Origin of the sequence: Conchiformibius kuhniae DSM 17694 (assembly GCF_000428785.1) — a bacterium.
GTDB classification, from domain to species: Bacteria; Pseudomonadota; Gammaproteobacteria; order Burkholderiales; family Neisseriaceae; genus Conchiformibius; species Conchiformibius kuhniae.
Map to the genome: position 1 here is coordinate 42,121 of NZ_KE386801.1, position 14,130 is coordinate 56,250.

The 14,130-nt window shown below is 55.9% G+C and carries 14 protein-coding genes; 2 read left to right on the forward strand and 12 right to left on the reverse strand.

Annotation, left to right across the window (positions count from 1 at the left end):
• Window positions 1–132 precede the first annotated feature (132 nt).
• Window positions 133–765, reverse strand: coding sequence for a uracil phosphoribosyltransferase (gene upp, locus G392_RS0111505; protein WP_027010326.1), 633 nt, complete (start codon window positions 763–765; stop codon window positions 133–135).
• Window positions 766–1,019: 254 nt separating this feature from the next.
• Between upp and G392_RS0111510 the strand changes: the two genes are divergently transcribed.
• On the forward strand, window positions 1,020–1,412 hold the full coding sequence (locus G392_RS0111510) for an MliC family protein (protein ID WP_027010327.1): 393 nt from the start codon (window positions 1,020–1,022) through the stop codon (window positions 1,410–1,412).
• A gap of 51 nt (window positions 1,413–1,463) precedes the next feature.
• Here the strand turns inward: G392_RS0111510 and G392_RS0111515 are convergent, their stop codons facing one another.
• From G392_RS0111515 to G392_RS0111555, 9 genes are all read right to left on the reverse strand, one after another.
• Window positions 1,464–2,768: a sigma-54-dependent transcriptional regulator gene (locus G392_RS0111515; protein WP_027010328.1), complete on the reverse strand. Its 1,305-nt coding sequence runs from the start codon at window positions 2,766–2,768 to the stop codon at window positions 1,464–1,466.
• 2 nt (window positions 2,769–2,770) lie between these two features.
• The gene (locus tag G392_RS0111520) at window positions 2,771–4,882 is read right to left on the reverse strand and encodes a sensor histidine kinase (protein WP_027010329.1); all 2,112 of its coding nucleotides are present in this window, start codon (window positions 4,880–4,882) and stop codon (window positions 2,771–2,773) included.
• 160 nt (window positions 4,883–5,042) lie between these two features.
• Complete coding sequence (locus G392_RS0111525) at window positions 5,043–5,657, reverse strand: DUF4390 domain-containing protein (RefSeq protein ID WP_027010330.1); 615 nt, start codon at window positions 5,655–5,657, stop codon at window positions 5,043–5,045.
• Between the two features lie 273 nt (window positions 5,658–5,930).
• Window positions 5,931–7,190: a 16S rRNA (cytosine(967)-C(5))-methyltransferase RsmB gene (gene rsmB / locus G392_RS0111530; RefSeq protein ID WP_027010331.1), complete on the reverse strand. Its 1,260-nt coding sequence runs from the start codon at window positions 7,188–7,190 to the stop codon at window positions 5,931–5,933.
• A 100-nt stretch (window positions 7,191–7,290) separates the two neighbouring features.
• Window positions 7,291–9,090, reverse strand: coding sequence for a BCCT family transporter (locus G392_RS0111535; protein WP_027010332.1), 1,800 nt, complete (start codon window positions 9,088–9,090; stop codon window positions 7,291–7,293).
• A 79-nt stretch (window positions 9,091–9,169) separates the two neighbouring features.
• Complete coding sequence (gene hpnC / locus G392_RS0111540) at window positions 9,170–9,979, reverse strand: squalene synthase HpnC (protein ID WP_027010333.1); 810 nt, start codon at window positions 9,977–9,979, stop codon at window positions 9,170–9,172.
• 4 nt (window positions 9,980–9,983) lie between these two features.
• Entirely contained in the window at window positions 9,984–10,400 is a 417-nt protein-coding gene (dksA, locus tag G392_RS0111545) for an RNA polymerase-binding protein DksA (protein ID WP_027010334.1), read from the reverse strand.
• Window positions 10,401–10,623: 223 nt separating this feature from the next.
• Window positions 10,624–10,953 (reverse strand): hypothetical protein, encoded by a 330-nt coding sequence (locus G392_RS0111550; RefSeq protein ID WP_027010335.1) that lies wholly within the window; start codon window positions 10,951–10,953, stop codon window positions 10,624–10,626.
• Window position 10,954: 1 nt separating this feature from the next.
• Window positions 10,955–11,542: a Slam-dependent surface lipoprotein gene (locus G392_RS0111555; protein WP_027010336.1), complete on the reverse strand. Its 588-nt coding sequence runs from the start codon at window positions 11,540–11,542 to the stop codon at window positions 10,955–10,957.
• Window positions 11,543–11,722: 180 nt separating this feature from the next.
• On the opposite strand from G392_RS0111555, the gene G392_RS0111560 reads away from it, so the two are divergent.
• Window positions 11,723–12,166 (forward strand): helix-turn-helix domain-containing protein, encoded by a 444-nt coding sequence (locus tag G392_RS0111560; protein ID WP_027010337.1) that lies wholly within the window; start codon window positions 11,723–11,725, stop codon window positions 12,164–12,166.
• A gap of 183 nt (window positions 12,167–12,349) precedes the next feature.
• On the opposite strand, the gene G392_RS0111565 is transcribed toward G392_RS0111560, so the two are convergent.
• Window positions 12,350–13,777 (reverse strand): hypothetical protein, encoded by a 1,428-nt coding sequence (locus G392_RS0111565; protein WP_027010338.1) that lies wholly within the window; start codon window positions 13,775–13,777, stop codon window positions 12,350–12,352.
• Window positions 13,778–13,927: 150 nt separating this feature from the next.
• Window positions 13,928–14,130 (reverse strand): hypothetical protein (locus G392_RS14130; protein WP_211224377.1); only part of this gene is annotated, 203 nt, incomplete at its 5' end.

A 14,130-nucleotide genomic window follows, 5' to 3' on the forward strand; every position in this document is an offset into this window, starting at 1 on the left:
TTGCCCGATGCTTGGCAAGCCGTGTTTCATCAAGGTTTCTCGTGCTTCGACTTGGATTCCCGCCTGCGCGGAAAGGACGACTGTTTTTTATTGCACTGATTTTCATTAAGAAAATTTAAGTGGCGACACGCTCTAGCCGTGCTTTGTGCCGAAAATTTTGTCGCCCGCATCGCCCAGGCCCGGAATGATGTAGCCGTTTTCGTTCAAATGGCTGTCGAGTGCGGCGGTGAAAACCGGTACGTCGGGGTGTGCCTGATGCACGGTTTGCACGCCTTCGGGTGCGGCAACCAGTACCAGTGCTTTGATGTTGCGGCAGCCTTTGGCTTTGAGCAGGTCGATGGTTGCCACCATGGAGCCGCCCGTTGCCAGCATCGGGTCGAGAATCAGTGCGGGGCGTTCGTCCATTTTGTCCACCAGTTTTTCAAAATAGGAAACCGGTTGCAGGGTTTCTTCGTCCCGTTGCAAGCCGACCACGCTGATTTTGGCGGTGGGAATCAGGTCGAGTACGCCGTCGAGCATGCCCAAGCCGGCGCGTAAAATCGGTACGACCGTCAGGGTTTTGCCTTTGATGCGTTCGCCGTTGATGTGTCCGCACCAGCCGTTGATGTCGCAATGTTCGGTTTCAAAGTCGCGGGTGGCTTCGTATGCCATCAGGCGGGACAGCTCTTTGGTGAGGGTGCGGAATTTGCCCGTGCTGCAGTCGGCTTCGCGCATCAGCGTGAGTTTGTGGGCAACAAGGGGGTGTTTGATGATGTGCAGGTTCATGGGAAAACGGTGTGCCGTGCGGGTAAAACGCGGTATTATAGTGGCAAGGGCGGGGTGTTGGTAAGGCTTGTATTTTTAATGCTTTGTTTGGTAATTTGTTTTTTGGTTTGGGGTGTGGCGCGGCGCGTAAATTCAAGTTAAAGCGCATTGCACGCGGCGCGGTTCGCGTTTAAGATGACGGTTTTTCGGCAACGCTACGGGCGCGTTGTGCCTGTGCAGCCGTTTTCCCACAATTTCAGACAAAGGATTTTACGATGAAGATTCAATTGATTGCCGCTTCTGCCGCCGCCGTTTGCGCTTTGGCTGCCTGCCAGTCGCCCGCACCCGGTCATACCGTACACGGCACGCAAACCGGCAACCACCAAGCCCAAGCCGTCAATATGCCCGATGAGCAGTTTGTGTGCCGCAACGGCATGACCGCCACCGTGAAATATGTCGGCAACAGCCGCATCGCCGTCAGCATCGATACCGACAACCGCACCGTTGCCGTGATGCCGCAAGTACGCGCCGCATCGGGCGAAATGTACGCTGCCAACAACGGCTTGTACGGCAAGCCGACCCAATGGCACCAAAAAGACGGCGAAGCCGCATTCTTGTTCCACGACCCGCACGGCAACAAAACCGAAACCGTTTGCCGCCGCAAATAATCCGCTTTCAAGCCCGAACGACCGCAGCACGAAATTGTCTGCGGTCGTTTTTCAATCGGATTTTTCGGTTTCGGCGGCTTCTTGGCGGGCAGCCGCGCTGCGGCGGGTAACGCTGATGCCCAACTGCTTGAGTTTCCGATACAGATGCGTGCGCTCCAAGCCCACTTTTTGCGCCACACGGCTCATGTTTTGGTTTTCGCGGCGGATGTGGTATTCGAAATAACGCCGCTCCAATTCCTCGCGCAATTCGCGCAAAGGCAGATTGAAATCAAAACCGTTCACCATTTCGCCGTCGTTTTGCTGCATGAACTGCCCGAGCATTTTGTTCACAGCCTGCTGCCCGACTTCGCCGCCGTCGCTGTTGAGCGCAAGGTTTTTCACCACGTTTTTCAACTGCTCCAAATTGCCCGGCCAATCGTATTGGCACAAACGCCCGATGGCGTCCGCGCTGAAGCGCATCGGCACGGATTTTTGCGCCTGTGCCAGCTCTTTGGTGATTTGCCCGACCAAAAACGGAATGTCGTCAATTTGTTGGCGCAAGGGCGGCAGCGACACCACCAGCGATGAAAGTACGTTCAACAAACGGTTGTCCTGCGCGGGCGAGCTGACCAGCTCCGACAAGGGCTGGCTGCAGGTGCAGACGATGCGGGTGTGGTAACGCTCGGCTTTGGTCAGCAAAAAGGCAATGCTTTGCTGCACGCTTTTGTTGTATTGGGAAATGTCGCCCAAATACAGCACCCCGCCCGTTGCCTTTTGCAAAATTTCCAAAGGCGAATCGATGATGTGGTCGGGGCGTGCCGGTTCTATCCACGGCGAGCCGTGTTTGTGGAAAAAGCGCGCCACCGCTTCAAAGGGCGAACCGGATTCGCCCAGCAGCAAAATCGGGCCGGCATGGCGGGCGGCGCGTTCCAATTGCTTGCCCAATTCTTTGATGACGGGGCTGTTGCCCAATTTGTCCGGCGAAAAACCCGCCGCCGACTGCATTTCGCCCGCTTTGAGGGCGCGTTCGACCGCGCTGAACAGCTTTTGCAGCGAAATGGGTTTTTCCAAAAAATCCAATGCGCCGATTTTGGTGGCTTCTACGGCGGTGTCGATGCTGCCGTGTCCGCTCATCATCACCACGGGCATGGTCAATTGACCGTTGGTTGCCCATTCTTTGAGCAGGGTGATGCCGTCGCTGTCGGGCATCCAAATGTCCAACAGCACCATTGCCGGACGTACTTGGTTGCGCATTTTGCGCGCCTGTTCGGCGTTTTCCGCCAAAGCAACCGAATAGCCTTCGTCTTCCAGCGTTTCCTGAAGCACTTCGCGGATGCCGATTTCATCGTCCACAATCAGAATGTCGGTACTTCGCATGATTAGGGGTTTTCCATAGTGAATTTGAGGTGTACGCACGCCCCGCCGTTTTCGCCGTTGGCGAGCGTAATGCTGCCGTGATGGTCTTCGACAATGCGTTTGACCACCGACAAGCCCAAGCCCGTGCCCGATGCTTTGTCGGTGGTGTAGGGCTCGAAGGCGGTTTGCAGCATGGCATTGCTGAAGCTTTTGCCGTTGTTGGTGATGCTCAGGCAGGCGCGACCTTCGTTGTCGGCATGGGTGCGGATGCACACGTGCGGTTTGGGGTCGGCTTCGGCGGCTTCGGAAGCGTTTTTCAGCAGGTTGTGCAGCACTTGGCGCATGGCGGTGGTGTCTGCTTTTAACCACAAGGGTATATTACTCAATTCGGACGTAAAGGTGCAAGAGCTGCTTTCGTACAGCACCAGCACTTCCGACACCAGTTGGTTCAGCTCCAGCTCGTGCAGCTTCAGCGAGGGGGCGCGGGCGTAGTTGCGGAAGGCTTCGACCATCTCTTTGAGCGCGGCAACTTGTTTGATGATGGTATTGGTTGATTTTGTTAAGAATTGTTCATCTTTGTTATCGAGTTTGTCGCGCAGTCTGTGTGCCAGCCGTTCGGCGGAAAGCTGAATCGGGGTGAGCGGATTGCGGATTTCGTGCGCCAAACGTTTGGCAACTTCGCCCCAAGCGGCTTCTTTTTGTGCCAGAACAAGTGTTGTAATATTGTCAAAAATCAGCACCGTGCCGTTGCCGTTTTCGGCGGGCAGGCGCACGGCTTTGCCCAGCAGGGTGCGGGTTTCATCGGCACCGGCGTAGGCAAGCTCGACGGCTTCGCCCGTTGGTTCGGCGGCAAGCAGGACGCGGACGGTTTCCGCCAACACGGTGTGTTGTGCCGATTGCCGTACCCATTCGCGGCTGTCGCGTCCGACCAGCTTGTCCAAAGGCAAATCCAGAATCATTTCGGCACTGCGGTTGTAGGTTTTCAATCTGTCTTTGCTGTCTAGGGTAATCACGCCCGAGCTCAGGCTTTCCAAAACGCGCTCGAGGTAGTGGTGCGAGGCTTCCAAAGCGCGGCGGTGCTCGGCATCGGCGGCTTGGGCAAATGCCAATTTTTCGCTCATGTGGTTGAACAGGTTTGCCAAACGCCCGAATTCGTCTTTGCGTCCGGTGTTGAGGCGTTGTTGGAAATCGCCGCGTGAAACGGCTTTGGCAGCCGCCGCCAGATGCAGAATCGGCTCGATGAAACGCTGGGCGAAATACAGCCCTGCGGCAATGGCAAACAGCAATGCCATCAGCGAGGAAATCAGCAAAGTGGTGCCGAACATCAGCTTCATGCCGTCGTGGGCAAACAGGACGGCGGCGTGGTCGGCATAGGCTTTTTCGATGTTGGCAACGGGTGCGGCGATGCTTTCGGGAATGGTTTGGCGGAAAAACAGTGCGTGTGCTTCGCCGTTGATGTCGGGCAGCTTCAGCCAGCCGTGCGCGTACAGGCGGTGGTTGATGTGTTCGGTGTCGTGTGCCGTGCCGCCCCTGTTGATGTGGGTGAGGGTGGTGGCATCGAGCGGCGGCGGGGCGGGCAGGTGCGAATCGGTTTGCTTGAGCGGGCGCATGGTGTTCAGGTTCACCACAGCCAATTGCTCGAATGCCTGTGCCTGTTTGGTGAGCAGGGCGGGGTCGATGTCGTGTTCCTGTGCCAGCGCGGCGGCGATGCCGTTACGCACCGTGCCTGCCTGTGCCAAGCTTTTTTCCACCGAATGGGCGATGGCGCGTTTGCCCAGCTCGACACTGCTGTCCAAAGCGTTGCTTGCGTGCGGGGTAAACCAAGAATCGATGTGCCGTTGAATCATCGACATCGACACGGCAAACATGCACAGCATCGGCACCAGTGTGATGGTGGCAAACATGGCGGAGAGCTTGCGGGCGATTTGCGAGCCGAAAATGTGGCGGTGTTGGTTGCGGACGATTCGGACGATGTATTTGAAAATAATGCCCAACAAAATCAGAGTTAAAACCGCGCACATCACAAAAGCCGCCCAAAATACCACCGAATATTCGTGGTTGCTGCCGGTGAGGAAGGTCAGCGCATACAGGGAAAGAAATGCCGTGATGCCCGCATAGATGAAAAAACGCTGCATAGGGTTCGGATACCTTGAATGGAAAATAAAACGCCACTGAAGGGCATTATGGTTGGTGTGCTGTAATTTTTATGTGGCGTCGGTTTGCCTGATTTGAGAAATAAACCACATCAACCCTATTTTACGGCAAGCTCGGGCGAAAGTCGCGCCCGATGTGGCTTCAACGGTGGATGTGCAGCCGTTGCCAGTCGGAGTCCAGTTGCCAGTTGCCTTTGGTAAGTGCGTTGATTTGAAACGGCTTGGGAAGCTGTGCGGTGCTTAGTTTCAGGCGTACTTTGACGCGTATGTCTTTGACGGGGGTGTCGGTGAGTGCGCCCGGTTGCAGCACTTGCCAGCCGGCAATCGCGCCGATGCCGTTCAGTGCGCTGTCCAATTGTTCGTATTCGTTGGAGAAGGTGTCGGCACTGAGGCGGTAGCGTTTGGTAATCGGTTGGAAGGCAAGGCGGTAGCGCACGGTATTGTTTTCGCTGTCGCTGCCGACGAATTTGGCAAGCTTATAGCGGTAGGCGGTCAGGCGCGGTTTTTCCAAGCGGTAGCTCAGGTCGAAATCCAAAGGCACGCCTTGTTGCAGGGCGTTTTGCAGTTGGCCGGGCAGCTCGGTGTGAAAACGGGTGCTGATGGCAAGTTGTCCGTTGGGCAGAATGTGGGCGTCGCGGCGGACGGCGGTGATGGTTTCGCCGTTGGCGGCACGGGCGGCGGTGCAGGCGCTGCAGGCGATGCACAGCAGCAGGGCGGGCAGCAGCAGCCGTTGGAGCAGGTGGGCAAGATGGGTCATTGTTGTCGTATTGTGCGGGCATGGGGCGGCGTTCCGATACAACGGTTACAACTGTACAGGTTCGGTGTGCCGGCTGTTTGTGGGAAAATGCGTAAAATTTTTTAATATTTTGGTGCGGGGCATGGGGGCATGAAAGCCGCTTGAACAACATTTAATGCAGTGAAATCGTGCGGCGAAAGTGTGTCCGACACATTCCGCGCACAAAGCGTAGGGTAAAACAATTCCGCCCCCGATGCACGGTTTGACGGCATTCGGGGGCGGAATCGGTGGGGTTTACGCAACACTTTTGTGCAGCAGGGCGTAGTAAAAGCCGTCTTGACGGGTATCGGGGGGCAGAATGCTTTCGTGTTGCAGCACGGCATCGGGGTGGCGGGCGAGAAAGTTGCGGCACTGGTCTTGGTTTTCTTCGCGGAACAGGGAGCAGGTTGCCAGCAGCATGCGCCCGCCCGGACGGACGGTGTGCCACAGGGCATCGAGCAGGGGAATTTGTTGGGCGGCGGTTTTGGCGGCGTCGTCGGGACGGCGCAGCCAGCGTACGTCGGGGTTGCGCCGTATCGTGCCGGAAGCGGTGCAGGGAATGTCAGCAAGCACCGCGTCAAACGGCACGCCGTCGTGCCATGCGGGCAGATTGGCGGCATCGGCGCAATGCAGTTGTGCCGTCAAGCCGAGCCGTTGCAGATTGTCGGCAACCCGTGCCAAACGCTGCGGGCTGATGTCCAGCGCGGTCAGGCGGCAGTCGGCAAGCTCGAGCAGATGTCCGCTTTTGCCGCCCGGTGCGGCGCAAGCGTCCAAAATGCGTTCGCCGTCTTGCGGGGCGAGCAGCACGGCGGCGCGTTGTGCGCCAAAGTCCTGCACCGACACGCGCCCTTCGGCAAAACCGCCCAATTTGTGAACGGGCAGGGCGTGTGCCAACATCACCGCCGCGCCGCCCAAAGGCGTGGCGGCGATGCCGTCTGCCGCCAATTCCGCCAAATAAGCGGCAACACTGCTGCGGCGCGGATTGACCCGCAGCGTAAACGGCGGATGTGCCGAACAATCATCGGCAATCTGCCGCCAAGCATCGGGATAATCGCGGCGCAAACGCCCCAGCCACCACACGGGCAGATTGTAACGCGCCACATCATCGTCCGCACACGCCGCAAGCAGCGCGGGCATTTCCCGTTGGAAACGGCGCAGCACCGCATTGCCCAAAGCACGGTAACGCCCCTTACCGATGCGCCCGATGTGGCGCACCGCCTCATTGACCACCGCATGCGGCGCATTGCGCGTGTGCTGCAACTGATACATCGCCACCAGCAGCAGCGCCCGCACGCGTGGCGGCGGCGATTTGGCAAGCAAACGCGCCAACATAAAATCCAAACTGCCGTAAAAACGCTGCACCCCGTGTGCCAAATCGTGCAGCATGCCCCTGTCCTGCGCCGGCAAACCGGCGTGTTGCGCGTACAGCAACGCCAATTCGTCAGACAAATTGCGCCCCTGCGCCACCGCCGACACCGTGTCGGCAGCCAAGCCTTGAATATGGGAAAGCGACATAATCAAACCACAACATTCATTAAAGAGAAAACAACGCGCCACCGCCCCGCCCATGCGGAAACAACGGTGGCACACTTTGATTCATTAAAATGATAAATACCTAATCCGCTTTGGGTGGAGCGGACGGCGCCTCACCCTCCCCGTCTGCCTGATTTTGCTGGCGCATCGCCTCAAACTCCGCCTGCTGCGCCAACACCGAGCCTTCGGGCGCTTCCGAAGTTTCCCCGTGTTCCCAAGGCGAATTGTCGGGCAACTCCTCAATATAAATCGTTTTCAGCGAATAATCGGGCTGGTAATGCAAATCGTATTTCGCCGCCTTAATCAGCGACAACATCATCAGCGACATAATCACCAGCAAAGGCGCACCCGCAAAAATCGACGCCGTCTGCAGCGTGGACAAACCGCCCAAAAACATCAGCACCGCAGGCATAAAGCACAAAGCAAACGCCCAAAACAAACGGTTCCAACGGTGCGGCTCGTCTTCCACCTCATGCTGCACCACCGAAGCCAGAATATAAGAAATGCTGTCGAAAGTCGTTGCCGTAAAAATCACCGACAACAACACAAACACCGCCATCACCAGCTTGGGCATGGGCAACGTTTTGAGCACCGCAAAAATCGCCGCCGTCGCCCCGCCCTCGTTCAGCACCGACACCACGTCCAAATTGCCCGACAACTGCAGCCACAAACCGTAATTGCCCAACACGATGAAAAACACCGCACAACCGAGCGAGCCGAAAAACATCGACCCCACCACCATTTGGCGGATGGTGCGCCCTTTGGAAATCTTGGCGATGAACAAACCGATGGTCGGCGCGAACACCAGCCACCACGCCCAATAAAACACCGTCCAATCACGCGGAAAATTGGTGTGTCGGAAACCGTGTTGTTCAAACTGCCCGAACGATTCCATCCACGTCATCATGCTGACCATATGGGTGGCGGCACGCCCCATGCTTTCCAAGCCCACATTCAGAATAAACACGGTCGGGCCTGCCAGCAGCACAAACAGCAAAAACGCAATGGACAAGTAAAAATTGATGTTGGACAAAAACTGAATGCCGCTACGCAAACCCTGATACGCGCTGTAGGCAAAAATCATCGTTGTAACCAGCAGCACGCCCAACTGCGTCCACAAATGGTTGGGTATGCCCGCAAGCTCCTGCAAACCCTGACCAATCATCGGCGATGCCAAACCCAAAGTGGTCGCCCCGCCGCCAATCATGCCGAACACAAAGAAAATATCGATGGTTTTGCCCCAACGGCTTTTGGCAAGTTTTTCCCCCAGCAGGGGCATCAGCGTTTGGCTGACTTTCAATACGGGCGAATTGCGCACATGGGCAAAATAGGCGATTGCCGAAGCGGGTACGAGGTAAATCGCCCACGCCACAGGCCCCCAGTGGAACATGCCGTAGGTGCTTGCCCAGCGCACCGCATCGGGCGATTTGGCTTCCACGCCGAACGGGGGCGACTGGTAGTAATACATCCATTCGACAATGCCCCAATACAGAATGCTCGCGCCGATGCCCCCGCAAAACATCATCGCCGCCCAAGAGCCGGTTTGAAACTCCACCGCGTCTTCGGGCTTGCCCAGCTTGATGTTGCCGATGTCGGAAGCGGCGATGTACACCACAAACAATACCGACAACACGCCGAAAGCCAAATACGCCACGCCGAAATTGTCGGTAACAAATGCTTTTGCCAACGCCACCCAGTCCGCGCCCTGTTGCGGAAACGCCACCAAAGGCAGGGTAACGCCCAATAAAATCACCAATACGCCGAAAAAAGTAAACTTGTCGATGCGGGTATCGGCTTGGGCGTGTTCGCCGTGCGGACGGAAATTGCCGTCCGAATTGAACGTACCCAAATGGGCAGGGGCTTTGTTTTTGGATTCTGCCATCGTCTGCTCCTGAAAAGTTGTGATTGGGAACAGGATTATAGCATAAATTTATCTTGATGATAAAATTGAAATGATTTTTTTATCGCCACGCCCGCCACGCCAGCTTCAGCCAATCGCGTTTGTCCAGCACGGGGCGGTGGCGGAATACGTCGTAGCGCACGGCGTCGAGCTTTTGCAAAACGGCCTGCCCGCCCAAGACAATCAGGCGCAATTCGTAGCCGATGCGCCCTTTGAGCGTGCGCCCGAGCGGTGCGCCCGCTTGGAGCATTTTGAAGGCGCGTTCGCATTGGTGGGTCATCAGTTTTTGAAATGCGGCATCGGCGCGTCCTGCGGCGATTTGTGCTTCGTCCACGCCGAAGCGTTGCAAATCGCTTTGCGGCAGGTACACCCGTCCTTTTTGCCAATCTATTGCGACATCTTGCCAGAAGTTAATCAGTTGCAGCGCGGTGCAGATGCCGTCGCTTTGGGCGAGGCTGCGCGGGTCGTGTTCGCCGTACAGGTGCAGCATCAGCCTGCCGACGGGGTTGGCGGAGCGGCGGGCGTAATCTGCCAGTTCGCCGAAATCTTGATAACGGGTTTTCACCACGTCTTGCGAAAACGCGCTGAGCAGGTCTTCAAACGGCGCAAGCGGCAGCGCAAACGGCACAATGGCTTCGTTTTGCAAACGGCGCATCAGTGCGGTGGCGGGCGTTTGTCCCGCCGCCATTTTCGCCAATTCGCCGCGCAGCGCGTCCAGTGCCGCCAAACGTTGTGCGGCGGGCGCATCGCCTTCATCGGCGATGTCGTCTGCGGTGCGGGCGAAGGCGTACACGGCGTGGACGGGGCGGCGCAAACGGCGCGGCAGCACCAGCGAGCCGACCGGAAAGTTTTCGTAATGATTCACGCCCATTGGCTTAATCGGCAAATTGTTTTTTCAGGCGTTCGCGGCGTTCCTGCGCTTCTACCGACAAGGTGGCGGTGGGGCGGGCGAGCAGGCGTTTGAGCCCGATGGGTTCGCCGGTATCTTTGCAAAAGCCGTATTCGCCCTCGTCGATGTCGCGCAAAGACGATTGGATTTTTGCCAACAGTTTGCGTTCGCGGTCGCGGGTACGCAGCTCGAGTGCGTATTCTTCTTCTTGGGAGGCGCGGTCGGCGGGGTCGGGAGCGGCTTCGTGGTCTTGCATGCTGCTGGTGGTTTCGGCGGCGCGTTCAATCAAATCATCTTGCATTTTGTTGAGCAGATTGCGGAAAAACGCCAGTTGTGCGTCGTTCATGTAATCGTCTTCGGGGCCGTCCCAGTTTTGCAAATCTTGTTCGGTTAATTGGGTCATGTTTGCTTTCCTTATGATTTTAAATAATAAAATGAAATGTGTCGTGTCAAAGGCGCGAATCATACCATGTTTGCGGACGGGGGGCTACGGCGTGGCGGCGATGTGTGGCGGAGTGTTTTGTTTTTCAGACAGTTTGGCGGGATTTGGGGGATTTTGACGGTGCAAATGTGGGCAAAACGCCGTTTGGCTGAACAAACGGCGTTGTTTGAACGGAAAGGATTTTTTAATGGATTGGCTGTAATGTCGAACCTTGCTGCGGCTGGGCTTTGGCGGGCGGACGGCAGCGTACGACCATGTTTCCAGACCTCAATGCTTGTGTTATTTCGCGGCTTTGAATGGTGTAGCCCGCCGCGCACACTTCTTTCACTTTATCCAGCATCAGCGTATCGCAGTCTTGAAAACAGTATTTGGCATTGATGCCGATAAGCGAGCCTTTTTGTTCGTCTGTTTCAATAACGCTGGACGAAACCGATGGTGCGTGGGCAACCACGCATGCCGTCAAACCCGATGCCAGTGCCAAAATCCATGCGGATTGGTTGATGTGTTTGAGCATATCAGTATCTCACGCCGCCAAATACCGTGTCCAAAGCAGGGTTGTTTTTAAACTCCACCGTGCCTGCGGTTTCTTTTGCGCCCTTGCCGAACAATTGCCCTTCGTAATGTCCGCCGTTGTTGCCCAACACGCTGGCGTTGCCCGAATATTCTTTGCCGTGCAAATTGCCTTTGTGCAGGGTGATGTCGCGTTGCAGTCCGGGCATGGTGATTTCGCCGTGAACGGTACGGTTGCCAAAATCGATGTTCAAACGGCTTTTGCCGTCCGTTACCAGTTCGCCCGTCAAGCTGTTTACGCGCATGGCGTTGCCGCGATACACGGCTGTGCCGGACGTGGGAACGTCATAGGCTTCTTTGCCTTGATAGCGCAATTGGTATTGGTCGGAACTTTTGTCTTCCCAAATGCCGTAGAACGAATGGTTTTGGTTGTAGCCGGTCAGCGTGCCGTTGATGGTATCGGTTTCGACCAAGCCAAGCGGGCTGCCGGAAAGGTCGATTTTATCGCCGTCAGGTGTTTTGGTCGTACCCGCGCCGTCGCCCGCACAGGCAGACAGTAACAATACGGCGGTGATGCACATTAATTTTTTCATGCTTGAATCCTTTGGGTGGTGGATAAAAATTTGTTTGGGGCAGGGGAAACCTGTTAGAATCCGTGCCGCACACGGTTCATTAAATATTTTAAATTGCCCCGTTTAACCGTACCACCAACAAACCGTGTGTTTTTGCTGCCGAGTTTGTGGGGCAAACCAACCCGAATTGTGGAGAAGCCGATGAGCGTACACGACAAAATCCGCCTGATGCGCGAAATCAACCGTTGGTCGCAAGAGGAAATGGCAAAAAGGCTGAATATGTCGCCCAACGGCTATGCCAAAATCGAACGCGGCGAAACCAAGCTGCATTTGGACAAGCTGACCCAAATCGCCGAAGTGTTTAAGGTTGATGTGCTGGAGTTGATGACCACCGATAAAGGCGTGGTCTTTTTTATGAACGAACGTTGTGATTACAATTATATGGGTGCAAATGCTTGCCATCATACGCATTATGCGGCAACGGAAGGTTATGCGGAATTGGACAGGCTGAAATTGGTTTTGGCGCACAAAGATGAGGTGATTGAATATAAAAACAATGAATTGCAAGCGGTGAAAAATGAGTTGGCGGCTTTGAAAAAGCTGGTGGCTCTATTGGAGCAACAAGGCGCGGATAAGAAAGTTTGACAAAAACAGAGAGCAAGCCGTTGTGTTAAGACATAACGGCTTGTTGTTTTTGGTGAAAGTGGTGTTGGGGTGTGTCATCAATTGACCGAAAAACCTTTGCACCGTCATTCCTGCCTGCGCGGGAATGACGGGATTTTTATATTTCACTGATTTTCAGTAGAAAAATTTAAATGATGACACGACTTAGGGCTTGACGCGGATAATTCCGTTCATCGTGCCTTGCCAGTAGCTGCGGTCAAAGCCGAAATTGCCCGCCGTTTGCAGGGGGTCGGACAGCAGCCCGAAGCTGAAATGCACCGATGAGCGTTTTTGCCCCGTGTTCCAATCCACGGTAACGAATTTGTAGGTGTCCAAAGCGCCCGCGTTTTGCGAAGGGCCGGTGCGCTCCACGGTGTACAGCAGCCCGTCTGCGGTGGAGAGTTTGGGCAGGGCGGCGGAACGCACGTTGTTCGTCCATTTGGTTACGCAGCCTTTGCCGTCCGGTTTCACGTCCACGCGGGTCATGCCGCCGACAAACGGCGCTTTTTCGGGAACGGATTTGCCCGCGCCTTTGGGATATTTGGGATAGGGATAGCCGTAGGTGGAATTGACCACGATGGCGCGGCCGATGGCAACGGACGAATCTTCCGTGCCCGAATTGTCGCTGCCGAACAAAGGCACTTTGCACACCTGCTGACCGTTGTCGCTGCGGTACACCAGCAGGTTCATGCGTTGGGCGTTGTCGGTGATGGTAACGAATTCGTCGTTGCCGGCATTGGTGCCGAAAAAGGTCGGCGTTGCGCCCGTACCCCAGCTTAACTGGCCGGGTTTGCGGGCGGTGCCACGGTCGTATTTTTGCTTCCATTTCACCACGATTTTGCCGTTTTCTTTCGCCAGCATATACAGATTGTGGTTGGTGGCGATGCTGGTGCGGTCGCCCGAAGCGGTGGAGAAGGAGTTGGCAACGGTTTCGTAATTGCTTAATTTGGTGTAGATGACTTTTCTGGTTTTGCGGTTGGCCACGCCGACAACGGCGTTTTGGGTAACAAACCACACATCGTCCGCACTGCTGCCCGGATTGAGCGCGACCACGCTGTCGCACGTTCCGCCGCCGCAATGCGCCACCACCGCACGCCCCAAATGAATGGCGGTAAAGGAATTTTCTTTCAACGCCCAGCTATTGCCGTTACGCACGATATGCACGAAATTCAGATTGTGGTTTGCGTCCACATAAACAATATTGTCTTTTTCGTCCGCATAGGCATACACGCTGCCGAGCAGGCTGGCCGAGCTGAGCATGGTTTGCGCTAGTTTTTTGCCGTCTTGGTCAAACAGGGTGAGCTTGGGCTTGCGGGTGATGTAGTCCACGCACATGGCGGCCACTTTGCCGTCCGACAGCACCATCAGGTTCGGGCAGGCGGCGGAAAGCGAAATCAGTTGCAGTTTGCCGCCGCCTTGCGGCCCGCGCCGGTAGCTGGTGTCGGAGGAGAGGGTGTCGCCGTGGCTGGTGGCGCCGCCGGAGCGTCCCAAGCCGGGAAAAAACGGTACGGGCGCGGCGGAAGCGGCGGCGGAAAGGAGTGCCGCGCCCAGTGTCAGGACGGCGGCGGAACGGGAACGTTGCTTGGTTTTCATCGGGCTTCCTTTTCAGTTGGAAAATCCGCCATTTACGGCGGTAAAATGGTTTTTTTATTCGGGCGCGGTAAACCCCCGTCCGAATCGGGGCAAGGCATGGGGCTGTTTTTTATGTGCAGCCCTGTGGGTTGAAACATGGTTTTTCCTTATCTAGGGGGTGTCATCAATTAGCCGAAAAAACGCCGTACCGTCATGCCCGCGCAGGCAGAAATCCAAGTTGAAGCACGAGAAACCTTGATAAAACACGGCTTGCCAAGCATCGGGAGGTGGATTCCCGCATTCGCGGGAATGACGGATTTTTTTATATTGCACTGAATTTTCAGTATAAAAATTTAAATGATGACACGCCCTAG